This window comes from Niallia sp. Marseille-Q9988, assembly GCF_976954375.1.
Genome location: NZ_CDRJSZ010000011.1, coordinates 84,123 through 110,388, shown reverse-complemented (window position 1 = coordinate 110,388; position 26,266 = coordinate 84,123). Strand labels below are relative to the sequence as shown.

At 34.3% G+C, this 26,266-nt stretch carries 27 protein-coding genes and 2 pseudogenes; 10 read left to right on the top strand and 19 right to left on the bottom strand.

The window, feature by feature from the left end:
- A complete protein-coding gene (locus tag ACWNMZ_RS19140; RefSeq protein ID WP_441131247.1) occupies nucleotides 1–1,674 on the bottom strand; it encodes a sugar ABC transporter substrate-binding protein in 1,674 nt (557 codons plus the stop codon).
- Nucleotides 1,675–1,888: 214 nt separating this feature from the next.
- Here ACWNMZ_RS19140 and ACWNMZ_RS19135 point away from each other — a divergent pair, with 214 nt between their 5' ends.
- Both ACWNMZ_RS19135 and ACWNMZ_RS19130 read left to right on the top strand, forming a co-directional pair.
- Nucleotides 1,889–3,445: a response regulator gene (locus ACWNMZ_RS19135; RefSeq protein WP_441131248.1), complete on the top strand. Its 1,557-nt coding sequence runs from the start codon at nucleotides 1,889–1,891 to the stop codon at nucleotides 3,443–3,445.
- Nucleotides 3,442–5,154 carry a sensor histidine kinase gene (locus ACWNMZ_RS19130; protein WP_284561492.1) on the top strand — a complete coding sequence of 571 codons (1,713 nt, stop codon included), beginning with the start codon at nucleotides 3,442–3,444 and terminating at the stop codon, nucleotides 5,152–5,154. The genes ACWNMZ_RS19135 and ACWNMZ_RS19130 overlap by 4 nt, the downstream gene beginning before the upstream one ends.
- Nucleotides 5,155–5,398: 244 nt before the next feature.
- Here ACWNMZ_RS19130 and ACWNMZ_RS19125 read toward each other — a convergent pair whose 3' ends face one another.
- From ACWNMZ_RS19125 to ACWNMZ_RS19110, 4 genes are all read right to left on the bottom strand, one after another.
- Entirely contained in the window at nucleotides 5,399–5,521 is a 123-nt protein-coding gene (locus ACWNMZ_RS19125; RefSeq protein ID WP_449598785.1) for a hypothetical protein, read from the bottom strand.
- Between the two features lie 74 nt (nucleotides 5,522–5,595).
- Entirely contained in the window at nucleotides 5,596–5,712 is a 117-nt protein-coding gene (locus tag ACWNMZ_RS19120; protein WP_235252640.1) for a DUF4023 family protein, read from the bottom strand.
- 294 nt (nucleotides 5,713–6,006) lie between these two features.
- The gene (locus ACWNMZ_RS19115) at nucleotides 6,007–6,477 is read right to left on the bottom strand and encodes a hypothetical protein (RefSeq protein ID WP_284561491.1); all 471 of its coding nucleotides are present in this window, start codon (nucleotides 6,475–6,477) and stop codon (nucleotides 6,007–6,009) included.
- Entirely contained in the window at nucleotides 6,477–7,268 is a 792-nt protein-coding gene (locus tag ACWNMZ_RS19110) for a hypothetical protein (RefSeq protein ID WP_449598784.1), read from the bottom strand. Before ACWNMZ_RS19110 ends, ACWNMZ_RS19115 begins: the two co-directional genes overlap by 1 nt.
- Before the next feature lie 142 nt (nucleotides 7,269–7,410).
- Here ACWNMZ_RS19110 and ACWNMZ_RS19105 point away from each other — a divergent pair, with 142 nt between their 5' ends.
- Together ACWNMZ_RS19105 and ACWNMZ_RS19100 are read left to right on the top strand one after the other, a co-directional pair.
- Nucleotides 7,411–8,172, top strand: a complete 762-nt coding sequence (locus ACWNMZ_RS19105) for an NERD domain-containing protein (RefSeq protein ID WP_051640930.1) — start codon at nucleotides 7,411–7,413, stop codon at nucleotides 8,170–8,172.
- 71 nt (nucleotides 8,173–8,243) lie between these two features.
- A pseudogene (locus tag ACWNMZ_RS19100) lies at nucleotides 8,244–8,948 on the top strand (HAD hydrolase-like protein); the annotation flags it as partial.
- Between the two features lie 126 nt (nucleotides 8,949–9,074).
- On the opposite strand, the gene ACWNMZ_RS19095 reads toward ACWNMZ_RS19100, so the two are convergent.
- The gene (locus tag ACWNMZ_RS19095) at nucleotides 9,075–9,281 is read right to left on the bottom strand and encodes a hypothetical protein (RefSeq protein ID WP_048718446.1); all 207 of its coding nucleotides are present in this window, start codon (nucleotides 9,279–9,281) and stop codon (nucleotides 9,075–9,077) included.
- Nucleotides 9,282–9,482: 201 nt separating this feature from the next.
- Between ACWNMZ_RS19095 and ACWNMZ_RS19090 the strand changes: the two genes are divergently transcribed.
- Both ACWNMZ_RS19090 and ACWNMZ_RS19085 read left to right on the top strand, forming a co-directional pair.
- The gene (locus tag ACWNMZ_RS19090) at nucleotides 9,483–10,157 is read left to right on the top strand and encodes a response regulator transcription factor (RefSeq protein WP_449598783.1); all 675 of its coding nucleotides are present in this window, start codon (nucleotides 9,483–9,485) and stop codon (nucleotides 10,155–10,157) included.
- Complete coding sequence (locus tag ACWNMZ_RS19085; RefSeq protein ID WP_048718448.1) at nucleotides 10,154–11,185, top strand: HAMP domain-containing sensor histidine kinase; 1,032 nt, start codon at nucleotides 10,154–10,156, stop codon at nucleotides 11,183–11,185. Before ACWNMZ_RS19090 ends, ACWNMZ_RS19085 begins: the two co-directional genes overlap by 4 nt.
- Before the next feature lie 127 nt (nucleotides 11,186–11,312).
- Here the strand turns inward: ACWNMZ_RS19085 and ACWNMZ_RS19080 are convergent, their stop codons facing one another.
- Nucleotides 11,313–12,416, bottom strand: a complete 1,104-nt coding sequence (locus ACWNMZ_RS19080; protein ID WP_031536404.1) for a 5-methyltetrahydropteroyltriglutamate--homocysteine S-methyltransferase — start codon at nucleotides 12,414–12,416, stop codon at nucleotides 11,313–11,315.
- A 304-nt stretch (nucleotides 12,417–12,720) separates the two neighbouring features.
- Nucleotides 12,721–13,551: a manganese catalase family protein gene (locus ACWNMZ_RS19075; protein WP_031536403.1), complete on the bottom strand. Its 831-nt coding sequence runs from the start codon at nucleotides 13,549–13,551 to the stop codon at nucleotides 12,721–12,723.
- Nucleotides 13,552–13,781: 230 nt separating this feature from the next.
- Here ACWNMZ_RS19075 and ACWNMZ_RS19070 point away from each other — a divergent pair, with 230 nt between their 5' ends.
- Nucleotides 13,782–14,033, top strand: coding sequence for a hypothetical protein (locus ACWNMZ_RS19070; protein WP_031536402.1), 252 nt, complete (start codon nucleotides 13,782–13,784; stop codon nucleotides 14,031–14,033).
- Between the two features lie 333 nt (nucleotides 14,034–14,366).
- Here the strand turns inward: ACWNMZ_RS19070 and ACWNMZ_RS19065 are convergent, their stop codons facing one another.
- Nucleotides 14,367–15,008: a spore coat protein gene (locus ACWNMZ_RS19065; protein ID WP_031536401.1), complete on the bottom strand. Its 642-nt coding sequence runs from the start codon at nucleotides 15,006–15,008 to the stop codon at nucleotides 14,367–14,369.
- A gap of 172 nt (nucleotides 15,009–15,180) precedes the next feature.
- On the opposite strand from ACWNMZ_RS19065, the gene ACWNMZ_RS19060 reads away from it, so the two are divergent.
- Both ACWNMZ_RS19060 and ACWNMZ_RS19055 read left to right on the top strand, forming a co-directional pair.
- On the top strand, nucleotides 15,181–15,372 hold the full coding sequence (locus ACWNMZ_RS19060; protein ID WP_031536400.1) for a hypothetical protein: 192 nt from the start codon (nucleotides 15,181–15,183) through the stop codon (nucleotides 15,370–15,372).
- 48 nt (nucleotides 15,373–15,420) lie between these two features.
- A complete protein-coding gene (locus tag ACWNMZ_RS19055) occupies nucleotides 15,421–15,777 on the top strand; it encodes a hypothetical protein (RefSeq protein WP_048718454.1) in 357 nt (118 codons plus the stop codon).
- A gap of 58 nt (nucleotides 15,778–15,835) precedes the next feature.
- Here ACWNMZ_RS19055 and ACWNMZ_RS19050 read toward each other — a convergent pair whose 3' ends face one another.
- The 9 genes and pseudogenes from ACWNMZ_RS19050 to ACWNMZ_RS19010 form a co-directional block, all read right to left on the bottom strand.
- A complete protein-coding gene (locus tag ACWNMZ_RS19050) occupies nucleotides 15,836–16,132 on the bottom strand; it encodes a rhodanese-like domain-containing protein (protein WP_048718457.1) in 297 nt (98 codons plus the stop codon).
- A gap of 34 nt (nucleotides 16,133–16,166) precedes the next feature.
- Nucleotides 16,167–16,640, bottom strand: a complete 474-nt coding sequence (locus ACWNMZ_RS19045; RefSeq protein ID WP_152910838.1) for a DsrE/DsrF/DrsH-like family protein — start codon at nucleotides 16,638–16,640, stop codon at nucleotides 16,167–16,169.
- A gap of 92 nt (nucleotides 16,641–16,732) precedes the next feature.
- On the bottom strand, nucleotides 16,733–16,993 hold the full coding sequence (locus ACWNMZ_RS19040) for a metal-sensitive transcriptional regulator (RefSeq protein WP_031536397.1): 261 nt from the start codon (nucleotides 16,991–16,993) through the stop codon (nucleotides 16,733–16,735).
- A gap of 139 nt (nucleotides 16,994–17,132) precedes the next feature.
- Nucleotides 17,133–19,089: pseudogene (locus ACWNMZ_RS19035) on the bottom strand (FAD-dependent oxidoreductase).
- Between the two features lie 178 nt (nucleotides 19,090–19,267).
- Entirely contained in the window at nucleotides 19,268–20,065 is a 798-nt protein-coding gene (gene phnE / locus ACWNMZ_RS19030) for a phosphonate ABC transporter, permease protein PhnE (RefSeq protein WP_031536395.1), read from the bottom strand.
- Nucleotides 20,065–20,883, bottom strand: a complete 819-nt coding sequence (gene phnE, locus ACWNMZ_RS19025; RefSeq protein WP_031536394.1) for a phosphonate ABC transporter, permease protein PhnE — start codon at nucleotides 20,881–20,883, stop codon at nucleotides 20,065–20,067. The genes phnE (ACWNMZ_RS19030) and phnE (ACWNMZ_RS19025) overlap by 1 nt, the downstream gene beginning before the upstream one ends.
- A 2-nt stretch (nucleotides 20,884–20,885) precedes the next feature.
- Entirely contained in the window at nucleotides 20,886–21,653 is a 768-nt protein-coding gene (gene phnC, locus ACWNMZ_RS19020) for a phosphonate ABC transporter ATP-binding protein (protein WP_031536392.1), read from the bottom strand.
- 76 nt (nucleotides 21,654–21,729) lie between these two features.
- Entirely contained in the window at nucleotides 21,730–22,638 is a 909-nt protein-coding gene (gene phnD / locus ACWNMZ_RS19015; protein ID WP_081836572.1) for a phosphate/phosphite/phosphonate ABC transporter substrate-binding protein, read from the bottom strand.
- 311 nt (nucleotides 22,639–22,949) lie between these two features.
- Entirely contained in the window at nucleotides 22,950–23,747 is a 798-nt protein-coding gene (locus ACWNMZ_RS19010; RefSeq protein WP_048718461.1) for an inositol monophosphatase family protein, read from the bottom strand.
- A 567-nt stretch (nucleotides 23,748–24,314) separates the two neighbouring features.
- Here ACWNMZ_RS19010 and ACWNMZ_RS19005 point away from each other — a divergent pair.
- A complete protein-coding gene (locus ACWNMZ_RS19005; RefSeq protein ID WP_449598292.1) occupies nucleotides 24,315–25,676 on the top strand; it encodes an IS4 family transposase in 1,362 nt (453 codons plus the stop codon).
- Nucleotides 25,677–25,811: 135 nt separating this feature from the next.
- Here ACWNMZ_RS19005 and ACWNMZ_RS19000 read toward each other — a convergent pair whose 3' ends face one another.
- Nucleotides 25,812–26,231, bottom strand: a complete 420-nt coding sequence (locus ACWNMZ_RS19000; protein WP_031536389.1) for a DUF4181 domain-containing protein — start codon at nucleotides 26,229–26,231, stop codon at nucleotides 25,812–25,814.
- Nucleotides 26,232–26,266 lie beyond the last annotated feature (35 nt).

The following is a 26,266-nucleotide window of genomic DNA, read 5'->3' as shown; positions in this document are numbered from 1 at the left end:
CTATTTGTTCGCTAACTCCTCTTTAATTTCAGCAGCAATTTCATCTCCGCCTTGTTTCTTCCAATTTGCAACAAATGTATCGAAATAATCTAATGGTTTATTTCCTGTCACAATTTTAATGAAATCTTCTTCTTCCAATTTCAATAGGTTAGCACCCTTCTTTTCCATCGTTGGAGTGCTTCCAAAGAATACTGGAGTAGTCCAATTAAATTGCTCTTCTTTAGTAAACTTATCAATCATGCTCATACCTAGCATTCTAGAATGATATTTTGCCCATTCTGACGTCTCTGCACCTTCTGGATTCTCTTGATAAGCCATAACGCTTTGCGCATCAATTTTTAAACCTGCAGTAGGAATGTCATCAATAGAAATTTTCCCATCTACTGCTTCTTTAATATATTGATACTCATCTACTATATTTGTTGATTTATATACTTCAATGTTAAATGGTCTAGTTGAGCCGTCTACAGCTAATTCACCATACTTATAGATTTCTGGATAATCCTTTTGTAAATCATCTGCATTAATTATTTCATCATAAAATAAATTCAATATTTTGATTGCTAATTCTGGATGCTCATAATCTTTACGTACAACCATGAATTGTCCAGTCGGGTTATTATGGAATACATTTACTTTGCCGTTTTCTCCTTCGATTGCATAAGCAGCAAACTCAGCATTCTTATCCATCCCTCTCACTGTTGACAATCCCCAGTCCGGTATATGCCAAGGCCCTGTTATAATTCCCGTTTGGCCATTTGTAACAAGTGCCATAATATCATCCCAAGTTCTTGTACCAAACTGTGGATCGATGATACCTTTTTTAAACCAATCTGCCATTACTCCTAAAGCTTGTTTCGTCTCTTCTGTTGTAGAACCATTCACGATATTTCCTTTATCATCTTCTAACCACATACGAGGATGGGCATTAAAAACTCCAGCAATGCTAGTCATATTCAGACCACTACCCCCGTAATCACCCGCATTTAACCATGTAGCAAATGGAATTCCTACTGGATTTCCGGTGCCACCTGGATCATTTTCAATAAATGCTTTAGCTGTACGCTCCAATTCGGCTATAGTGATTTTGCTATCTCCGTCACTATCTAATTTAACCCCTAGTTTTTCCATCCAGTCTTTTCTAATCCAAACCATATTTGGCGCAGAGTCTCCAATGGTTGCTGGAATCGCCATTAGTTTCCCGTCAAATGTCGCATCCTCTAGACTGCGGTTATCATAAGTTCCATAAATATCCTTAATGTAATCGCTTGCATTTTCATCATAAACATCTGTCAAATCAGCAATTAGGTCATTTTCTACTAGCTCTTTTAGCTCTTCACGACTATCAACACGCATCATATCTGGCAACTCACCAGATGCAATAGCAAGTGCTACCTGACGACCATAATCTTCCCCTTCTGCTTCGAATTGATCCACTATCTTTGCATTTAATTTTTCTTCTACTAAACGTGTATAAGCATTATTTTCATATGTGTCGCCTTCAGGTAATTTAGAATTGGCAGCTGTTACACGTCCCATCGTTATAATTGTTTTCCCATCTTCTGTTTCGCTTTCTCCTGATGAAGAATTATCCATGCATGCTGCTAGTGATAGAGTTAGCGATGTTGCCATTAATCCCATTGCTGCGCGTTTCATTAACGTTTTGTAATTCATAAAGTCCCCTCCTATGGTCTATTTCTAAAAAAAATATCGTATAAGTTTGCCCAGCTTATTTTAAGCATAGTTAAAGTCTAATGGATTTTGAGAAGCAGGAATATATTAAATAAACCGTTTTCATGTACTTTTTTCCGGAAATTTTTCCAATTCAACATCGAGTTAAAAATCAATATGTTATAATCAACTAGAATTTTGTGCAGGAGGTATCATTATGTTTCGAATTTTAATAGCAGACGATGAAAAGGACGAACGAAGTGTCATCCGTTTTCTCCTTAATAAATTCCAGTTCGAACTCGATATTATAGAAGCTGCCAATGGAAAAGAGGCTGTTCAGTTATTAGAAAAAGATTCAATAGATATTCTTTTCACTGATGTAAAAATGCCTTTTGTAAATGGCATAGACTTAGCTGCAAAAGCAAAGGCACTAAATAAAGATATTCAAATTATATTTTTTAGTGGACATGACGATTTCAACTTTATCAAAAAGGCTCTATCGTTGCGAGCTGTTAATTATATATTGAAACCTGTAAGCCCGAATGAATTAAAACAAACAATGGCATCTGTTATCGAAAATATGGAGCAAAGAAGTTTGGAGTTAAAGCAAAAAGAAACGAATATCACTTTTCTTAAAAGTCATATACTATATCGGCTTTTAAATGGTACATCAATAGATGCTCTAATTAATGAATACCCTTTCATCAATATGGATTATTTAAAGGAATATTATCGAATGATACTCATTCAATTTGAAGAACCCTTTTTCGATAAATTACTTAAAGAAGAAACGTCCCTCTTTTTTGCTCAACTCAAACAATGCATGCAAGGGAATTCTTTTGATTATCTACATCTTAACCCTGATCAACTATTATTACTATTTACTGAAAAGCTTGAGCAAAAAAATATAAAGGAACTAGCCAGAAAAATTCATCAGGAGATTCTTTTATCGTTTAATATAATTGGATATATATCTATAAGTGAAGAAATTGCTTTACCGGAGAAAATTCCTGCACGATTTAAACAGATGGAAAATTACTTAGAAGATCGATTCTTTTATAAAGAAAACTATATTTATCCCATTGATTCAAATAAATTAGGATCCAATGACTATTTAGAACAGGACGAAGATCTCCTTCAAGCAATACAGAGAGCGATACAATATGTGGATACGTTCAGCTTTAACAAAAATATAGATACTCTCTTTCATAAATATAATAAAAAAAATCAGCTTTCCCATATTTATGTCCGGTTCTTATTTTCAAGATTGTTTCAAATTTTATGTCATGAATTGCCGCAATACAAGGAATCTATTCTAAATGAAAAAATCTCCGCTATCTATTCTTGTACACATTTTTCTGAAATAGAAAAAATAGTAGAAGAAGTAAAACTAAATATTCTAACCAGGCTCGAAGAAAAAGAACAATCTTCTAAACATGTCATTCATATTGTAAAGCAATATATCAATGAACATTATCCAGAGGATTTAAGTCTGAATCTTCTTGCTGATAAGGTGTATCTATCCCCTCGCTATTTAAGCGAAGTATTTATTCAAGAAACTGGGTCTGGAATAAATAAATACATTAAACAGATTCGGATGGATTCTGCCAAAAATCTGTTGGTCCATACAAATATGAAAATTAATGATATTTGCAAGCAAGTAGGCTATCAAAATTTCTCCTACTTTGTCCGAAGCTTCCGAGAGAACTTTGGCCTAAGTCCTGAAAAATTCCGACAATCACATAGAGATGCGAAAGAGAAGAATGAAAAATGAAAAAGCTAATCCAATGGTTTAAAGATTTAAGATACCGTAGGAAAATACTAATCATTTGCTTATTATCTAGTCTATTACCTGTCACTGTATTAGGTAGCTATTGCTATTTTCAAATACAAAACCTATTAATCAGTCGAGAAAATGAGGTTTTGGAAGAATCCTTACATCAGACTATTCTTAGTTTAGATTACAAAATTAATTCTTATAGTGATGCAATGAGCCAGATTGTTTGGAATGAAAATTTAAAGAACGGGTTAACTGCCACTTATGATAATACATATGAAATGTATATCATGTATCGTGATCATCTGACACCACTAATCCTTAATGTGAAAAATTTACAAACAGATATTAATCGTATCACTGTATACAGTAATAATAACACCTTGTATCCACATGGAACATTTCTACGACCTCTCACAGATGTAGAAGAATCAGACTGGTTCCCATATGTTATTAATAGTGCTTCCGTACACTTGACCGCTTCCGCTGATAAACGCCGATTTGTAATTGTGAGTAAAATATTCGATTATAACGAAAATAATAGAAATATAGTTTATATGGACATTGATTATCAATCAGTCTTTAGTCCATTGTCCCATATATTTGAGGATTCTTACGGACTCATTATATTAGATGAAAACAAGCAACCAGTCTTTACCCATCAAGGCTTTAATGAGAATGACGAATCTCATCCATTAACAACGGAAGAATTGATAAATAAAATCACTGATGGTTCACTAAAGGACAAGTATGTTTATAAAAAAACTAGTTTTCAATCGAACCAATGGACTGCCTATTTATATAGACCTTTAGAGATTGTTTCTAAATCTACTACCCCTATCATGACTTTGGTTATTATCGTGATTGTTTTATGTATTATTATTCTCTATCTATCTATTTATTTTCTTTCGAAGGTGGTTGTTCGCCCATTAGAACTACTTGCTGCCAATATGAAGCAAATTGAAGAAGGTAATTTAATTGTAACTGTAACCCCATCCTCTAAGGATGAAATTGGAGATGTAATTGGCCAGTTTGGTAACATGGTGTATGAGCTTGAAGATATGATTAATGAAGTATACAAAAGTAAAATTGCCAAGCAAGAATATGAAATGAAAGCATTACAAGCACAGATTAATCCGCATTTCTTTTATAATAGTCTTTCCCTTATTAACAGTAAGGCGATTCTTGTAGAACAAGAAGAAATTAGTGAGATGGCGCAGCTACTCTCCACATTTTATCGGACCACGTTAAATAAGGGAAAAAATACGATAACGGTTAAAGATGAGCTAGCAAATACCGTATCTTATATGAAAATACAACAAATGATGCATAGTAATTCCTTTGATATTTCTATTGATGTAGATAATCAAATTCTTGATTATTCAATGATTAATCTACTGCTTCAACCCTTAGTAGAAAATGCCATCAATCATGGAATAGACCATAAAGTGGATATCGAAAAAGGTAAGGTAACAATTATCGGAAAACAAACAGATACTTACTTGATAATTACTATACTTGATAACGGGCCAGGAATGAATCCAGAAGTATTAGATAACATTCTTACTACCAAAACAAAAGGGTATGGAGTACAAAATGTCCACAATCGGATAAAGTTAACCTATGGGGAAGAATATGGTCTGTTCTATACAAGTGAGTTGGGGAAGGGAACTTCAGTAGACGTTCGGATACCAAAATTTTTTTAGAAAATTCAAACAAAAAGCACCTGATACCATAAAAGAAAGAACGCTAAGTTCATTTGTGGTTTCGGGTCCTTTTTATTTATTCCTCTAATCTATCTATCACCATATATACATTGTACCAACTTATCCTTTCCCCTTCTCCTTCATCTCCCTAATACACGAATAACAATACCCCAGCTCCCGCTCAAATTTATACCACTTTTCACACTTCAAGCATTTTTTATGTAAAACTTCGTTTATCAGTAAATCATAACCATAGTATGTCATTACTTTTTCGATTTTCAGTATCTGCCCCTTTCTTTTCATCACCCTCTGCTAAATTATGCAATCGCTTGAAATAGGTGATAGCCCAAAAGGATTTTTTCTGCAAAAAAAGGGGATTAACCTGTTTATAAAAGAAATGCACTCCAATACTTTAAATCAGAGTGCATTTCTTTCACTTTATTAATGCTGTTTATTAGGCAGTTTTTCTTCTGGATGTCCTTTGCCATGCTTTTTGTTTTTCTCTTGCTTCTTTTGATCATTTTTCAATTTTTTAACAAACTGATTCGTATCTTCCATTATTATCCCTCCTACAAATGTTCATGTTATTTTATCCCATTAACAAACTTTACATTCTTTCAAATTCTTTCTTTTCTCTGGGGCATACATTGTAAAACGAATATTTAGCAAAATAAAAAAATTCCTTTCTCTTTGGATTAGCGTCACATGCTCAGTCTATTTCAATAGCTCTAGTTACTTGTTTGCCACAATTTTTACAGTTTTCTTGTAAAGCAATGGCAATTTTTGTTTCTTCGCTTAAATAATATTCTATTTGAACGATATCAATGCAGGAACTCCTCCATACATTTCTTATTAATTCACTAAACTCTTCACCTTCGCCACCCCTAGGGCATAATGATCAAAGAATATATTCTCAACCATTTCTCCTTGTGACTCTTCACAATCCACAATTACGATTACTTCTGAATGAATTCCCTTTAACAATCGCTTTCTCTTTTTTATGACTATTTCTGTAAAAAAGCGAATCCCAACTCCAATAAGAAAACCGACCGCGGCTCCTATTAACCCCCAATAAATCGGTCCTAATCTAAGCTTAAACCCTATACTTGCCCCAATAACAGAAAAAGCAGTAGCTAGTGCTGCTCCAATATCAATAAAAGAGGTTCCATCTGATAGATGAATATTATCAAAAAGTTTACGTTCTCCTGTTTGATTATCTAAAGGAAGAATAAATATACTCTCCTTCTTAATCCCCTTTTTCTCTAGCGTACTAATAGCCATTTCTATAAAACTCGAATGTTCAAATGTTGAAAATACTTGCATTATGACTTCACCTTTTGCCCTTTTAATACTTTAAATGACGGTGATTGATAATTTTCTTTAAAATAAAAGCGCTGTTCTTTATCATAAAGTTTATTGTTTTCTACGGTGTTTATATAGGAATCAAACGTAGCAAATCCATAAATCGACGGGAAAAACAACAACCATTCAGCATCTAATGCCGATGTAGCTTGTTTTATTTCCCCTAAAAATAATAGGGAAATGGCTTCAAGTCCATGAGATAAATAAAAAAATACTACCACCCAAATAATCACAAAAAATGCAGTGACAATTCTATGTATGTATAATTGACCTAATCCTGGCATAAAAAGTGACCATATAATTGCCATAACAGGATTTCTCTTATCGAGATAGTTGATTTCCATTACACCGATACTAAAAGAATTGAACCGATGCTCCTCCCGCTCTGCCAATACAAACACTTTATTCAAATCTACTGTCGTTCGATAGCTATCCCAAATCGCGAAGATATATACTGGAATATAAATGAGCAGCCATCTTGTATCAAGAACTTCTTTAGCCTTGTCAATCTCTCCTTGAAACGAATAAATCATAGCTAAATTCAAATGACTGTTAACATTTACTATAACTTCCCAAATAAATAAAACAAACCCTCGTAGATATTTTGATAAAAGAAGATGTCCGAATCCAGGAAAAGCAGCACTCCACCACCCTATGATATAAGGATTTCGCAGGTGAATTTGTGTCGTTCCGAGAACACTAACATGCGCCCTAAACCTTCTAGCTGTATTGTCATTTGTAAAATTATCCATAATTAAATTCACCTTGTTTTTCTTCATATATTACAAAGGAATAATAACTTGGTGTTATTTTTGTCTAAAATATGAAAGTTCATCCATGATTTAACTTTTTTAGTACAATAGAACTAAAAGAAAATAGAAAGGAAGATTAAAATTGATAGGAATTTTTGCATTATTACTATTTTTAGTTATCGCTAATCGCTTCTACCCAACAATAAAGGGTTTTATTGGGGAAATGAGGGTAAATAAACTTTTATCCAAATTGGAATTTCCATACAAGCAATGGAGAGATTTATATGTTCCAAATAGTAAAAGAGGCATGTCTCAAATAGATCATGTTCTGTTTGGTAAAAATGCTTTATTTATAATAGAGACCAAAAACTATCAAGGATGGATTTATGGAAGTGAAAATAGTCAGACGTGGACACAAGCTATTTATAAGAAAAAACATAAATTCAAAAATCCAATTTGGCAAAATTATGGACATATTCAAGCTATAAAGGAGTATCTTTCTGAAGAAATCCCAGAAAACTTTCCTATTTACTCTATTATCGTATTTAGTAATGAAGCAACATTAAAATACAAAACACCTTTTAAAAAAGCATCTGTCATAAATAACCGGAAACTTCTCTCTACTATAAAAGAACTGGATGTACCTTTCATTCAAGAAACAATTAATCGAGATACTATCGAAAACAAGTTAAATAGTTTATTAATTTCTGATAAAAAACAAAAGAAAAAAGTAGCAAAAAATCATATTAAGTCGATACAGTCTGAAGTAAAAACAAATAAAAAGAAAGTAAAACAAAATATTTGTCCCCATTGTGGCAACTCACTTGTTCAACGTAAGGGAAAAAATGGCCCCTTTACTGGTTGTAGTAATTTTCCCAAATGTAGATATACAAAAGCTATATGACCTATGTAAAACTTCAAAACACCATTGGAATTTTATGCTAAAATATATCTTAGAAATAAAACGAACTTTACAAAGGGGAGAACGAAATGTCTCAAGCATTAATATTTGATATGGATGGCACGCTTTTTCAAACAGATAAAATTTTAGAAATATCCCTTAATGATACTTTTAATCACTTGCGCTCTCTTCATTATTGGGAAGGAGCTACCCCCATTCAAACATATCGTGAAATTATGGGTGTTCCATTACCGATCGTTTGGGAAACATTATTACCTAATCATTCTATCGAGGTAAGAGAACAAACGGATGCTTATTTTCTTAAACGATTGGTTACAAATATAAAGAATGGAAAAGGTGCATTATACCCAAATGTAAAAGAAATTCTCTCCTATTTGAAAGAAAATAACTTTTCCATTTACGTAGCTAGTAATGGCTTAATAGAATATTTACATGCCATTGTAGAATTCTATCAATTAAATAATTGGCTTACAGAGACATATAGTATTCAACAAATTGCATCACTGAATAAATCAGATCTTGTTCGTAGTATCATAGCCAAACACGGAATAACTAGTGCTGCTGTTGTCGGTGACCGACTTTCTGATATTAAGGCTGCCAAAGAGAATGGACTAATTTCTATCGGCTGTAATTTTGATTTTGCTAGAGAAGATGAAATTAGCCAGGCTGCTATCGTTATTGATGATTTATTGGAGTTAAAATCAATTATACCGAAATTATTCACCTATCCAGTTAACGAACTTCTACATAATATATAAGAGATTAATAGGACTAGGACTAATAATCCTACTGCGGAATCTATAAAGCTATAGAACAAATAGCTGCCTTATTTGGCAGCTTAGCTATTAAACATATTGTTCCTTATTATCAAATTGCATCCCGTTTCAATTCTTTACAATTTCAGCAATACTCATAAAGCTGTTTGTGCGAATCCCCCATAAATCAACGTTTCCAATAAATTCGTAATTTTGTTGACTTAACAATGTTTCTAAGCTTTCTTTCCGTTCCTCATAGGGCAATTTGTATTCATCTATTAAATGCGCTTCGTCTCCTACTATTTCATAATAACTAAATAAAATGGAGTAACCCATCAAAACTATCTCCCCTTTTTCCCATCGTACAATGTATTCAATTAAATACATTAATTTATTTCTATACAAAACATAGATTTTCATATTTATGTTACTTAGTATAATGTTGTAAAGTAAACTGAATATAAACTTCTAAAAATTTATTTTCAGTTTACATTTTGCTTTTAAAATTAGGATAACTTATAGCTATGGAGGCATTTGATGTTTAAAATATTAGTGGTGGAAGATGACAAAAATACAAGAAAATTAATGTGTGCTGTCTTAAAACAGTATGGGTATCAAACTTTTGATGCTCAAGATGGAATGGAAGGTCTTTGTATGATGGAAAAAGAACATGTTGATTTAGTAGTTCTTGATTTAATGATGCCGAAAATGGATGGCTATGAATTAACGCGACAGCTTAGACAATCATGGGAGACTCTCCCTATATTAATGGTTACTGCAAAACAAGAACCAAAAGATAAAAGGAAAGGGTTTCTTGTCGGTACCGATGATTATATGACTAAACCTGTGGATGAAGAAGAAATGGTGCTTCGTATTAAAGCTCTTTTACGGAGAGCTAAAATTGCTAATGAACATAAGCTTACAGTGGGTAAAACGGTACTTGATTATGATGCACTTACCGTATCCCGGGGTGATCTCGTTTTTACGTTGCCACCTAAAGAATTTTTCTTATTGTTCAAACTACTATCCTATCCAAATATGATTTTCACACGCATTCAGCTCATGGATGAGATTTGGGGGATGGAATCTGAAACAGATGATCGCACACTTAATGTTCATATAAACCGGTTAAGAGACCGGTTGCGAGATATTCCAGAATTTGAAATTGTGACTGTTCGCGGACTAGGCTATAAGGCAGTGAAAACAGGATGAGAGATTTCTTTACCAAACGATTAAGTCTTGCTATCACATTAGTTATGTTTGTCTTTAGTGTAATGGTTGCAACGGTATTGGTAGCTGCCATGATTACTTTTGCCTTACAGCATTTAGGAATTATCTCAAAGAATAGTCAGCTTCCTTTATTTCCCTTAGTCGCTTTTTTAGGCTTCTGTATATTACTTGGAACTTCCTTAACAGCCTTTCTCAGTAAAAAGGCATTAAACCCTATTCGAACCGTAATCGATGCTACACATAAAGTTGCTGATGGTGATTTTACGGTGCAAGTAAACATAAAAGGAATAGGAGAATTAGAAGAATTATCCCAAAGCTTCAATAAAATGACTCAAGAGCTTTCCGGAATTGAAACATTACGAAGTGATTTTGTAAATAATTTTTCACATGAATTCAAAACCCCTATTGTATCTTTACGTGGGTTCGCAAAATTACTAAAAGAAAATAATTTAACAGAAGAAGAGCGACAAGAATACCTAGATATTATCATAACCGAGTCGGAGCGGTTAGCGGCACTTTCTACAAATGTACTGGCACTTTCAAAGTATGAAAATCTTGAAATTATAACCGATAAAGCGCCATTTCGATTGGACGAGCAAATACGAAAAACAATCGTCTTAATGGAACCAAAATGGGCTGCCAAAGAAATTAATATTAACGTCGAACTAGATGAAGTGACCTATAGTGGCAATGAAGATTTAACGCAACAAATTTGGTTAAACCTTTTGGATAATGCTATTAAGTTTTCAAATGGTGGGGGCTTGATACAAATAACCCTTACAAAGACAAAGGAAGAAATTTGTTTTATAATCCAAGATAATGGATCTGGTATGGATAAGCATACAAAAGCACATCTCTTCGATAAATTTTATCAAGGAGATACCTCTCATTCCAAATCAGGCAATGGGCTAGGATTAGCACTTGTAAAGCGAATTGTGCAACTATGTCATGGAGAGATTTATGTTGAGAGTGAAAAAGATTGTGGTAGCATCTTTATCGTTCGAATATAAGTACTTCCCTCTTTCCTTTTGCTTTTTCCATAGACAAGAGAGATATTTTAATAGTGAAAATTTATGTTTTTTATAAAAAAGAAACAGGCACCAATTGCTTTGGTACCTGTTTTTTCTCTCTTCAATATTATCCCCAAATTTCTTTTGCCACATCAACAATGTATTTCAATTTATTCCATTGCTCTTCTTCTGTCAATTTATTTCCATGATGAGTGGAAGCAAATCCACATTGTGGACTGATACAAATCTGCTCAAGAGAAACGTACTTAGAAGCTTCTTCTACACGTGCTTTGATAGCTTCCTTATCTTCTAATTCTCCACTTTTTGAAGTGAATACTCCTAAAACTACTTGCGCTCCACCATTTGGTACAAACTCAAGTGGTTTGAAACCACCAGAACGTTCATCATCATACTCTAAGAAGAAACCATCTACTTTTTCCTTGGCAAAGAAGCTAGGCGCAATTTTGTCATATGGACCTTCAAATGCCCAAGTAGATTGATAGTTTCCACGGCATAGATGTGTTGTAACGATTAAATCTTCTGGTTTTCCTTCTAGAACACCATTAACTACACGTAAAGCTAAATCGATTAATTCTTGTCTTTCTAACTCACTTTTTGCAAATGGTAATTCTGGAGCACAAAGTCCTGCAATATAAACATCGTCAAATTGTAAATAACGACACCCAGCTTCATAAAATGCTTGAACTGCATCACGATATGCTTGGATAACATCGTTTGCATAATCTGCAAGCTCCGGATAGATTTCTTCATTACGAATTCCTGCATTGAAAAATTGATTTGGACTTGGGATTGTCATTTTGGCAACGGCACGATCTCCCACAATCTCATAAAATTCCTTGAAATCTTTAAGATGAGGATGATCAGGATTAAAAGATACTTTTCCTGTAACTCGTACGTCATATGCTTCTGTTTCAACCCCATTAAATTTATAACCGTGGTCAGGTACATAACCTTCTACACCATTTAAATGCTCCATGAAATCAGTATGCCAGAAGCGACGACGAAACTCACCATCTGTAACTGCTTGAAGACCAACTTCTATTTGTTTATCGACAATTCGTTTGATTTCTTCTGTTTCTACTGCACGTAGTTCTTCTGCAGTAATAACTCCATCAGCAAACTTCTTTCTAGCATCATGAATTGATTGTGGACGAAGCAAACTGCCTACATGATCTGCTCTAAATGGTGCCTTAATAATCGTTTTTGTCATTTGAATCCTACCTCCGTAAATTTCTTCTCTCTTTTTTTTGTTTGGATTTTTCTAAAAAACAAATTATTATGTATAGAAAAATCTCCTTTGTGGATCATACATAACTAATTTCCACACCTTGCTTAGTTATAAATAAATGTAACATGAAAACAAGCATTCGGAAACACACAAAATTTTAATTCTTGTGATTATTTAAAACTTTTCTAGTAATTCTACACTATTTCGAAAAAGAATACTAGAAGAAACAAAAAATAGACGCAAGCTACTATTTTGTTATAATAGCTGACGTCTATTTTTTATCATTTTATGTTTTAATATTCAAATCATGATGCAAGGATTCAGATGGAATAGGATTAATCGGAACTTGTCCTTTCGGAACTGGTTCTTTTACATAAACGAAGTCACCTGTACCATCTTGTGCACTTCCTGTTGCCCATAAGCCCTCAGAAGAAGCATCTCCTTCTGATAGATTCCAAAATTCATATGCTTCTGGTTGCGATTCTTTTTCTGCTTCTGGTGGGAAAGTTGCTGGAACGACCACACCATTTTTCGCTTCTAGTTCCTCAATTGCAGCCATCCATTGATATTGGTGGTAGCGGTCACGGGCTAACATTTTTCTAAATGTTGCTTTAACTCCCTCATCTGTTGTCATATGGTACAATCTTGCCACCTGCAGACGGCCTTGGCTTTCTGCGTGAAGATTGGAACGCATATCTGCTAATAGGTTACCACTTGCTACAATATAAGATCCATTCCACGGTACCCCATTAGAGTTTGTAGGCATACCACCCAAACCACTTACTAGCAGATGCTGTGGATTAATTCCACCCATAATGGCTGCAACTGCTGGATCTTTTGCAGCCTCCGCTTGATCCTCAGGTGACGCTCCATCTAGAAGCTGACTTATAAGAGAGCAGAGCATTTCCACATGTCCAATTTCCTCTGTCCCGATATCCATTAGCATATCCTTATATTTTTCTTCTCCTCTACAGTTGAAACCTTGGAAAAGATATTGCATCATAACTGTCATTTCCCCGAATTGCCCTCCAAGTACCTCTTGGATTTGACGTGCTAACATTGGATCTGGATTGTCCACTTTCACTTCAAACTGTAATTCCTTTTGATGACGAAACATGATATCTCCTCCTTATGACTTTTCGTATTTACTGTTCGATTAAGATGTACCCCGGATTACATAAGAGTAAACTGCGGGAAATATTTCCAAGCAAAAAGTTCCAGGTGCTAAAATGCCACCTGGAACTTTTTTCTCTTATAATATACTAATATAGTAACTTCCTCCGTTTTTGCATCAAAAAGAAGTATTTTCATTTAAGTAAAACGCTTATATTTAAGAATAAAGAACCATTGCTAATCAGCTATATAATAACTGGATTATTTACTGCATTAGTATTGGTTGCGATTAGTCCTAGTGTACTCAATCCAGAGCCTGGTATCGCTATTTTAACTGGAACTGCTATATTCCCTTTAACAAATTCGGCCATCATTTCGATTCCAGCTGGTTTCTTAGGAGCATTTATTGGAACATCACTATCCAATAAACGGGATGAGAAGAAATACGCAGAAGTTATTGTTAAAGCTAATACGGGGATGAAGTGAAAATATAGCGCTGACATTCCATAACTTATTGTACAGGAAAGTCAGTCCATTGCTTTCCCGGGAAATAAAATGACAAAAACCGTCAATAATCGATTATATCCTATTTTTTCCGCAAACTCCTCTAACGTAGTTGATTACTTATTATATTTTTGAAGGCAATAACGTTTTCCCACGTCCAACATCAAAGTAACTCAAATATAGAATAAGATGGGAAAAGTAGAAATAGTAAGAAGATAAATTTATTTTTTCATACAGAATAAGCTCCCCTTTTTTCCTTGACCTTAAATGAAGTTGCCTCATAAATTCGAGACAACTTCTTCTACAATAAAGCAATTAATGCATATTATTATTCATTTGCTGTTGCATCGGCATACCTTGAGCAGGAGCAAATCCGTTTAAAATTTGCTGCATATCTTGTGCTGCTAATTGTGGCACTTGATAATAATGATGCTTGTTTTGATATAAGGAAACTTCATAAGCCATTTCAAGACAGTTTGGTATAGACGCGGCAATAACACGGCGTACTACTGGATTGGTTGTCTCTGAGGCTGCCATCGTTTTCATAGAAGCAGTTCCCTTAAGTGCATTTAGCATTGCTGCTGCCACATGTTGATCACTTATTTCCGTAACATTTTGAATTGGTTTAGATGGTGGCATTTGCGTCATACCAAAGATGAAATCATTATTTTCTTTCATCATATATGGCTCAGTTCTCTTAGCAGGAGGTTGTCCTGTTTGAAAACACTGTAATGTTAAATTATATTCTTCTTGGATAAATTGAGATTGTCTGTTATGGATATCACGTAATTCAGGATCCTGAATATGCCCCCCTAACAGTTTATATAAATTTAATGTATTTATTGCACCAGCCAAAACTTCATGTACATCGAACATTTCATGCCCACCATGATTCATTGCTTGGGGAACTTGTCCTGTTTGTATATTTTGGTGTACTTGCTGTCCATTTTCTAACATATAACGTCCTCCTTTTCTAATATAATAAACAACAGGATTAGTATGATAAAACCACATTAAACTATTCGTTTAAAAATAAAACATAATATGGCAATACATATGGTTTGGTTTCTAAAAACTTGAATTATTTTCTTATTTTAATCCATCCTAACAATTAGGAGGAGGTGTTATAATGCCAAGAGATCAAGTACATGTTAACGTGGATCCTAATATGGATGGGCCAAGAGAGGGAGTAATTGCTGATGCTGATGGAGACCAATTAGGTATAAGTAGAGACACTGGCGCAGAAACAACTGCCTTTCATGTGAAGCAATTAAAAAAAGACCCTGAATTGGCAAAATTTAACCAAACATTTAAACAATAATTTATAGAAAAAGAATTTGTAAAACTTAGGAATCATATGGAGGTAGAAATGAGTAGCTATTTAGATAAAGTGGTCACAAAAGTAAGAGATACTTTCGCTCATGCAACTGATTCAGTTCGCAAAAGTTTCCTCAACCTAACTGGAGAAGCTTCTGTCTCCATTAATCAGCTTGCAGCTTTTATAAAAGATCATAAGGAAACAAAAACAGAATGCAAATATTTATTGGGGAATTATTATTATTTTAGCCATTTGCAGGAAAATGGCATTCATTACTATTTAGAGACAAATGGCAATTATATTTTACAGTTAGATGCTAGCACAAAGGATCAGATTCTTATTGCCTATCGTTCTTACAAGGACAAGTTGTCTTTAAATTCCCCCATTAAATTCCCCAAAATATATTAAAAATAACAAAAAAACAGGATAGCATGAATTGATCTCGCTTCCTGTTTTTTAATATAGCTTAGACTATTTTCCCTTCCCAGCTCTGCATCCCACCAACCATATTTACTACATGAAAACCATTTTCCGATAATAATTGGGCTGCCTGACTACTTCTTCCACCAGCTTGACAAACGATATAATATTCTATTTGCTTATCTAATTCATGCATACGAAATTCAAGTAAGCGTAAAGAGATATTCATTGCGCCAGGAATTTTTCCTGTAGCCACTTCAGCTGGTTCACGAACATCAATAATGGATACGTTCTCCCCGCTGGATAGTTTACGATTTAATTCCTTTGGTGTTATTTCCTTCATACTATTATTCCTCCCAAAAATATTTTTAGCTACTTTAGATAAATAAATTCACATGCCCATCCTCTGCTTCTGCTAAATAGGCAGCTACACCAGCATACTCTATTCCGTCTAACAACTCTTCTTCTTTTAATCCAAGTAAGTCCATTGTCATAGTACAAGCAACAAGGTTTACATTCTGCTCTTGTGCCAATGCAATTAATTGGGGGAGTGTCATCGCATGATGTTTATCAATAATATGCTTAATCATTTTCTGGCCAAATCCTGCATAATTCATTTTGGATAAACCCATTCTCTCCGCCCCCCTTGGCATCATTTTGCTAAAAAGCTTTTCTAAAAATCCTTTATTTATTTGGACCTTTTCTTCCTTTCGAAGTGCATTTAGTCCCCAAAAGGTATGAAATATCGTTACTTCATGATCATAAGCAGCTGCACCATTCGCAATAATATATGCGGCCATTGCTTTATCATAATCTCCGCTAAATAGTACAATCGTTGTTTTCTTTGTCATTGTCCCACTCCTAGTCATTTACCTTTACCCCTATAGGTATTATACATACTAAAAATAATAAGCTCTATTATTCTAGAGCCTATCCCTTTTTATCATCTACTCTTTACTAACAGGTTAACAGCTTCTTTAATAACCTCATCCATTCTTTCGCCGTTTTTTTCTGCTTCTACTACACAATCTACTAAGTTAGTGCTAACAATTACTCCCATTGTTCGATCTACTGCTGAACGAACTGCTGATAGCTGTGTTATTACTTCCTTACAATCCTTATTATCTTCCATCATTTTCAGAATCCCTCTTAGTTGACCTTCCATTCGTTTCACTCTATTTTTTAATTGATCATTATATTCCAAAGAAAATGCTCCTTCCACTCAATAAGTATTTTTTAATCAACCATTATTAATCATTTCATTATACTTGATTAAATAATACTATATATAGTTTGTCAACGAACAAGCCAGCTAATGAAAAGGAGATTTCCTTACCATTCATCTATTTTTTCTTAATCCAAAATTTGATAATAGAACCTTCTTGTTCTGTTTTTAAAATTTGATGTCCGACTTTTTTTGTCCATGCCGGCAAATCAGTTAAAATTCCTTTGTCTGTTGCCAATAATTCTAATACTTGATTACTCTGTAACTCATCTATCCCTTTTTTTAACTTAACAATTGGCATCGGACAAGTTTAAACCTGCAACGTCTAAAATAGAATCAATTTGAATAGACGCTTCTGCTTTACTTCCTTCTTCTTTACGTTCTTCTTTTTGCGAACTACTTTCTTTTGTGATTTCTACTGTATCTGTCAAATTAGTAACAGCAGAATACGTTTTCCAGCCACCATCTACATTTTTTACTTCAAAGCCATTATTTTTCAATATTCTACTAGCTAAATAACCTCTTAGACCAACTTGACAACTTACATAAATCGGTTGATCCTTTGGTAACTCATCTAACTTATCTCTTAATTGACCTAAGGAAATATTCTGAGATCCCTCAATAAAACCAAATTCTCGCTCTACACTTTCCCTTACATCTATTAAATATCCACCGTTTTGGACTATTTGATCCACTTCATGCCACTGGATTTGTTCTAGTTCTCCGTCTACAATATTAGTTGCAACATATCCTGCCATATTTACTGGATCCTTGGCAGATGAATAAGGCGGTGCATAGGAGAGCTCTAAATTCGTTAAGTCCTCTACTGTTAAATTCCCTTTTATTGCAGTTGCAATTACATCAATTCGCTTATCTACACCGGCTCTTCCAATTGCTTGTGCACCGTAAATTCGTCCTGTTTCTTTATCAAAAATTAGCTTTAAGGCAATAGGTGAGCTTTCCGGATAATAGCCAGCATGTGCATAAGGATGAATGTGAACCACTTCATATGGGATATTCCACTTTTGAAGCACTTTTTCATTGTTTCCTGTAGTCGCAACTGTAAGGTCAAATATTTTAACAATGGAAGTACCTAATGTCCCTTCGTACTTTTCTCTTTTTCCCAATATATTATTTGCCGCAATTCGTCCTTGACGATTTGCCGGTCCTGCTAATGGAATCATTGTCTTTTTTTTATTGATATAATCGCGAACCTCAATTGCATCTCCTACAGCATAAATATCTTGATTTGAAGTTTGGAGCAAGTGATTTACAATAATACCACCTTGTACTCCAATTTCTAAACCGGCAGATTTTGCTAACTCGTTTTCCGGTCTAACACCAATAGAAAGAATAGTCATATCAGAGGTTATCTCTGTATTATCTTCTAATACTACTTTCTTGCCATTTTCTTTAAATCCCTTCACTCCATTGCCTAAGATAAGAGTGACTCCATTTTGTTTAAGATGTGTTTGAACAGGACTCGCCATTTCCACATCAAGCGGAGCTAAAACCTGATTACCCTTTTCGATAACTGTTACTTTTATGCCCCGAGCAACTAGGTTTTCCGCCATCTCTAAACCAATAAAGCCTCCTCCAATTATTATGGCACTATTTGGTGCTTGATGATCGACAAAATCTTTTATTCTATCTGTATCTGGTATATTTCTTAGTGTAAATAAAGATCCATGATTTTCTATCCCAGGAATAGGTGGAATAATTGGTCTAGCTCCAGGAGAAAGCAGCAATTTATCATAGAACTCTTCATAAACCTGAGCTGTTTTTAAGTTTTTAATCGTCACTTTTTTATTTTTTGCATCAATAGCTACAGCCTCACTATTTACTCTTATATCTAATTGAAATCTATTAGACATTCCTTCCACTGTTTGCACAAGTTATTTACTGCGATCTGTAATCGTTTCACCAATATAATAAGGCAATCCACAATTAGCAAAAGAAATATGCTCGCCTCTTTCAATTAAGATGATTTCAGCCTCTTCACTTATTCTTCTTAATCTTGCAGCAGCTGTTGCACCTCCTGCAACACCACCAATTATAACTACTTTTGTTTTCATATAAAATCTCCTCTCTTTAATACCTACAGGGGTATAATAGAATGTATAAAAAATACCCCAAGGGGTTTATTTATGTATTATATATGTCTTTAAATTGAAAGTAAAGAAAAAGGTGTCCAGCACTACAAAAGATAAGTAAGTATCTAATGCATCGCCTAACACCATTTTATGAACTAATTTATACAAGTCTTCTACGAATTCTACTACTTATAAAGTCAATGACAGAAACAACAACAATGATAATCATTAACATCATCCCAACTCGTTCCCAGCTACGCTGCATTGCGGCAATGATAAGAGGCGTACCAATTCCACCTGCACCAACTACACCAAGTACGGTAGATGAACGCACATCAATTTCATAGCGATAAATAGCATAAGAAGCAAATTCAGGAATAATCTGTGGAATTACCCCATACCAAATCGTTTGCAGTCTTCCAGCACCATTAGCTTTGAATGATTCAAGCACACTCATATCAATCGATTCAATAACTTCTGAATACAATTTTCCAAGCATCCCAATGGAGTTAATTCCAATCGCAAGCACCCCGGCAAATGGTCCCATTCCAACTGCAGCAACAAAGATAATCGCAAACATTACCTCTGGAAATGCACGAATTGCATTTAAAATCCATTTTCCAATATAGGAAAACTTCGAAATATTGGATGCAGCTAAAAATCCAAATGGAATTGCTAAAATGGCTCCAATAACTGCTCCTCCATATGCGATAGCTAATGTTTCAATCATATAGGCTATGTATTCAGGCACCTTCTCTAATACTGCATCATCAAAGAATGGATTCCAAAATAGACGTTGCAGTAATGCGCCTGGACTCAATGTTGATCCTCTATATGTCAAATCTGTAGTAGTCAGGGCAATATAGTATAGAAAAATAAGGATGACAGCAGAAATAATTGTTCTAATCCAAAACATCCTGTCTTTTTTCGGCTTTTGTATGATAGTATTTTTCGTCATTATAATAAACGCTCCCTTACACGACTACTTACAAAGTCAATGATAGTGACCGCAATAAATGTCATAAGTATGATAGTTGACACATTTCCATAATTAAATAAACTAGTTTGCTGTTTTAAAATAATCCCAATTCCACCTGCACCAACAAACCCTAAAATAACAGATGCACGTACATTTATTTCTAACACATATAATGCGTAAGAAGTATATTGCGGCAAAATTTGTGGGATGACAGCATATCTAATTACTTGAATGGTATTCGCACCAGTTGCCCGAATGGCCTCAAGAGGATTTGGATCAATCGCTTCAATTGTTTCACTTATAAGCTTTGCAAGAATCCCTAGTGAAAAAATAAACAATGCCCCAATACCGGAGATAACACCAATACCCATAAAGGCAACAAGAAGAACGGCCAGAATAAGCTCTGGTATCGTACGAATGATGTTTAAAATAAATCGTACAATTTGATAAAACACTTTGTTCTTATTAATATTTGCAGCAGCAAGAAAGCTTATTGGCAATGCAAATATAACCGATAGTGTTGTACTCAATAATGCCATATTCCACGTTTCTATTAATGCTTTCATAACGGTAGAAATGTACTTTAAATTAGGCGGAAAAAAATCATAAATAACAAAATCTATAACAACTGGCATTCCAGCAATAATCAGATTTGGATAAGCTTCCGTGTAAAATGCAGAAGCTATATATAAGCCTATTACAATTATAAGGATATAAGTTATTGTTACTTTCGTCTTTGAATGGAATACAGCAATATTCCCATTATCCACTGACGCTTTATTCTTTTGCTTCGACATTATTATTCAGCTCCTATAATGTCATCTTCTTTAATTGGACGACCATAGATCTCTTCGAATGTTTTTTCACTTACTTCACTAACAGGTCCATCAAATACTACTTCTCCTTCACGCATGCCAATAATACGGTCTGCATATTCCATTGCCATATCAATAAAGTGAAGGTTAATAATTGTCGTAATCCCGTCTTCTTTATTAATCTTCTTTAAATCTTTCATAACTGTATGAGATGTCGGTGGGTCTAAACTTGCGACAGGCTCATCTGCCAAGATGACATTAGGCTTTTGCGTTAATGCTCTTGCAATACTAACACGTTGCTGTTGTCCACCACTTAATTGATCTGCTCTGCGGTATGCTTTATCGTCAATTCCGACTCTCGCAAGACTACCCATTGCCAATTCCTTATCTTCATTTGAAAATAATCCAAATAAGCTTTTAAATGTACCCGTTCTGCCAAGACTTCCAGTTAACACATTGCGAAGCACAGACATTCTTTTTACTAAATTATAGCTTTGAAAAATCATGCCGATATTTCTGCGGACTTCTTTTAATTGACGCTCATTACACTTTAACGTATCTTTTCCATTAATAATTAGTTCCCCTTCTGTAGGCTTCACTAATTGATTAATACTTCTTATTAAAGTAGACTTTCCAGCGCCTGATAAGCCTACAACAACAATAAATTCTCCGTCATTAATCTTTAAGTTAACATTCTTTAATCCTTGATGACCATTCGGGTAAGTTAAAGATACATTTTTAAATTCAATCATCTAAAGAAACTCCTCTGCATTTACTTACTTGTAAAAAAGGAGGTAATTAGCTCCTCCTTTTTTACATTACTGTCTATTATTCAGATAACTCATCTTCGAACTTGCTATATACTTCTCTTACAATATCATAATCTTCTGGCTTAGCCTCTGCAATTCCATCCCAAGTATATACATCATTCATGATTGCCATCATTTCTTCATCATCATTAAATGCTAGGAATGCATCTTTAATTTTTTGTTTCCATTCATCTGGAAGATCACTGCGTACAGATAATGTATCATTTGGAATTGGATCTGTATGACCGATAACCTTTAAGTCTTCTTTAACTGTAGGATAGTCACCTTCTACTGTATCACGTGCATCATCAAATGTAGTTGCAAAATCAGCTTGTCCATCAAGTAATGAAAGAATCGCATTATCATGTCCACCAACTACTGAATGTTGGAAATGTGTAGATAAATCCTCTACGCCCATATCCATTAATTGTGATGCAGGGAATAAATATCCAGAAGTAGATAATGTATCTGCATATGCCCAAACAAGACCTTCTGTATTTACTAAATCTTCAATAGAATTAATTTCTGAATCTGCAGGAACAACATATTGAGCAACATAACTGTCGCCGCCATTACGAATCGCTTTTAATAGTACATCAACATCGGCACGATCTTCTGCTTGAACATAACCAAATGGATTTAAGAACCCAATGTCAATTTTCCCCGTTCTCATACCTTCTACTAATCCAACGAAGTCAATCATAACTTCTGCTTTAACAGGAATTCCAAGTTCTTCTGAAAGTTTTTCCTCAAGTGGTTCTACTGTATCAGCAATTTTATCTGCCTCTTGTGATGGAATAAACCCTAAAGTTAATTCCTTAATTTCCTCGTCATTACCATTGCTACTTTCGTTCTTTTCTTTCCCACCACAAGCTGTTAGTGCTACAAGCATTAATACCATAACTAGTGAAAATAATGTCTTTTTCAATTTCTTAGCCCTCTTTTCTTAATAAATTGTGTAATAAATAAAAGAAAACAACTGCAAAAAAACGATAAAAAAGTAGCTTTTAGTATGTATCTACATACTAAAAGTTTGTCCCCCCCTGTTCAAATTGTTGTAATGGATAAAATATATATAAAAATGGAAAAAGTCCATTTCTATTACGAAAGAGAGATATAAATACTGTAATACAAGTGGTAATAGTAATTAAGAAAGACTGACAATTACCTGATCCTTTATTTAGCTAAATGAAACATTAATTTTTTCAGAATATTCAATTTAATAGAAACCTACTATTTTTAAGATAGATATTCAAGAATATATTGATGAATTCCCGGTCTAGAAAATATAGTGGATGATTTCGTAAATACATTAATCGCTTGGTTTTCCAAGGTTGTCATTTCTGCACCTACTTCATTCAAAATGACTATACCTGCGGCAATATCCCATGGAGAAAGTCTAAAATCCAAGGAAGAATCTAATCTCCCACAAGCAACATATGCCATTTCTAATGCTGCAGAGCCAAGATAACGAACACCTCTTACATCATTTACTAAATGGTGCATTTTTTCATAGTCCACTTTTTCATTTGGAACAAGCCACAAATGATTGAAACATATTACTGCCTCTTCTACCCTACATGAAGTTAAAGTAGATAATGGCTGATCATTTAGAAAAGCGCCCTGATTTTTTATTGCAGAGAACAGTTCCTTTTTAATAGGATCATAAATATAACCAATGGTTGGGTCACCATCAATATAAACCGCAACAGAGATTGCATAATTCAGATTCTGATGGACAAAATTAGTTGTACCATCTATTGGATCAATAATCCAAACTACTCCTTCTTGCGTATCTATTGGTAATACATCTGACAAACCTTCTTCTCCTAAAACATAATGTCCAGGATAGGTTGACTTAATATTTCCGATAAAAAATTGTTCAATTTCTTTATCTTTTTGGGTAACAATGTCAGCAGCAGATGTTTTATATTCGACATTTAACTTTTCTTCCTGAGATAAGTTTAGACGTGCCCCAGCCTCCAGCGTCCATTCCTTCGCTTTCTCAGCAATCTCAATTACTCTCGAATCTACCATCTTTTCCTCCTCTGAAACTTACTGTATACAAGACTTCATTAATTTATGTATAAAATAGCTATAAGAATTAATAGTTTTGCCGTTATTTGTAACTATATGTTAGTTTATATCACATCATCTCTACTTTCAATAGAATATTGAATTTTTTCATGCTAATTTTTATTTTGCAAAAGTTTCCACAATAATATTAATAAAAAATTTACATTCTACCTAACGCTGTAAATAACTGTGGTTAATATATATCCCCTCAATATGTTGATTCACTGAATGCAGGAAAAGTTAAGGATTGGAACAGAGAGAATGTAATGATAATCTCTTGTCTAAAAAAATAGAAAGCAAATTGCTCTCTACTTTTAAATCTATACAACCATCACTGCATTTAAGATTTTATTATTCTATTACTCAACTTTCGCACCAAAAAAATAAGTGCAAATCGTTAGTTGTATTGCGTCTATGGTCTATTAAATATGTTGCTTGACAGTGTTTAATAAAATGAAATAACACCTCATTCTTTGGTATAGTGTAATTGTAGAGAAAACACTACCATACAGAAGAGGTGCTCCCTATATGATAGACCAAAATAGCCAAAACAATCAACTACCAAAAGAACTTAATTCGGTTTTTTCTGAGCTTGAAATGAATAAACACCTGCGCCAAGCAGGAATTAAAAAATCCTTCGGTTTCAGCTGTTCCTACTTATTTCAGCTTGTTTTCTGTTTGATTTTCCAGCACAAAAATTGGTTTTCACTTCTTGATTCAAAGAAAGCCGATCAGTTTCCAGCCAAAGATGCCGTCTATCGCTTTTTAAACCAATCAACTTTTAATTGGCGCCGTTTCTTACTACTGTTGAGCATTTTTACTATTCAAAAGGTGACTCGCCTTACGAATAAAGAGCGTCCAAAAGTACTGATTATCGATGATTCTGCGTATGACCGAAATCGTAGTAAAAAGGTAGAGCTTCTCGCTCGTTGTTTTGATCATGCTTCCCTGAAAATGCGTTTCTTTAAGGGGTTTCGTATGCTCACTTTGGGCTGGTCAGATGGCTATACATTTATGCCAATTGACTTTTCTTTAGTCAGTTCAAAAAAGTCTCAAATCAATGGTATCTCTGAAAAAATTGATAAACGTACTTGTGGATACAAGCGTCGAGAAAATGCATTACAAACTGAGCCTGAACAAGTTCCTGACATGATTAAACGTGCATTAGCCAATGGGATAGATGCAAGTTATGTCCTTATGGATTCTTGGTTTACATTGCCACCACTTGTAAAGTCTATTGTGGATCAAGGATTAGACGTAATTGGTATGGTCAAAGAAACAAAACAACGTTATAACGTAAACGGGGAGATGGTTTCTTTAAAGCAACTATACCACCTAGCTGGACCCATTCAATCCAAGAAAGGAATTCTTCGTTCCATCCATACGATGATGGCTAATGGAACACCAATTAAAGTGGTATTCATTCAAAACAGAAATAAGAAAAGCGACTGGCTTGCCATCCTCAGCACAGACTGCACTCTTTCAGAACAGGAGATCGTCCGAATCTATGGAATGCGCTGGGATATCGAGGTATTCTTTAAGGCGGCCAAATCTCTTTTGAAACTTGAAAAAGAATTCCAAAGCCGTTCATATGACGCGCTTATTTGCCATACAACGATTGTGTTTTCTCGTTTTATCGTTCTGTCGTGGCAGAATCGCTGTAATACCGATCAACGCACAATAGGTGGTCTGTTTTACGAATTATGCGATGAAGTAAATGAACTTGATTGGGCTGTCGCATTACAGCAATTGATCGAGCTTCTTCAAGATGCACTTAAACAAACGAATAAGAAAATCAAAAAAATAATTCAAAGTCAACTTGAACAGTGGATCGCTGGCCTTCCTAATTATATCAAGGCTTATTTGCCGATATCACTCTGCGAAAGTTGAGTCTATTATATTAAGAATAAATCAGTCGGCAGTTTTCCACATAGAAGGAATGTTTATAACTCGCCTTTAAAGCGTAAAACACTCCTCCGCTTTAATTCCTATTCCAAGTACTAGTCTTTTTCCTTGTACTACATATTATCCGAGCCATGATGTTGTAGCTATCCACACAATTCCACTGAACAATAGGAGTAGAAAACCAAGTTGAAGAAATGTAAATAGCGATTCTTTGCGATTGTCCAAATACTTCCACTCCATTAAGGCACGTGTAAGTCCTGAAACAGTAATGAAAAGAAGCAATACAAAATAGGGCTGCAAATACCACAGTTTATAAGCATAATTTATTATAAAGGCTATAAATAAAAGGAACATGAAAGCAATTCTTATACACCAATCGATTCGTTCGTGCACTTTATTTATATGGTTATAAGAGAAAAACTTTCGTCTTGGTAATTTCAATATTTTTCTAGCAACTAAATCAATTAGGTAACTAGCTATAAAAAAGACAAATAATATGATCAATAATTTCAACCAAAAAATTCCTTCGAATTCGTACATAGCTCGTTTTCCTTTCTCCGTTATTTTTATGTAAA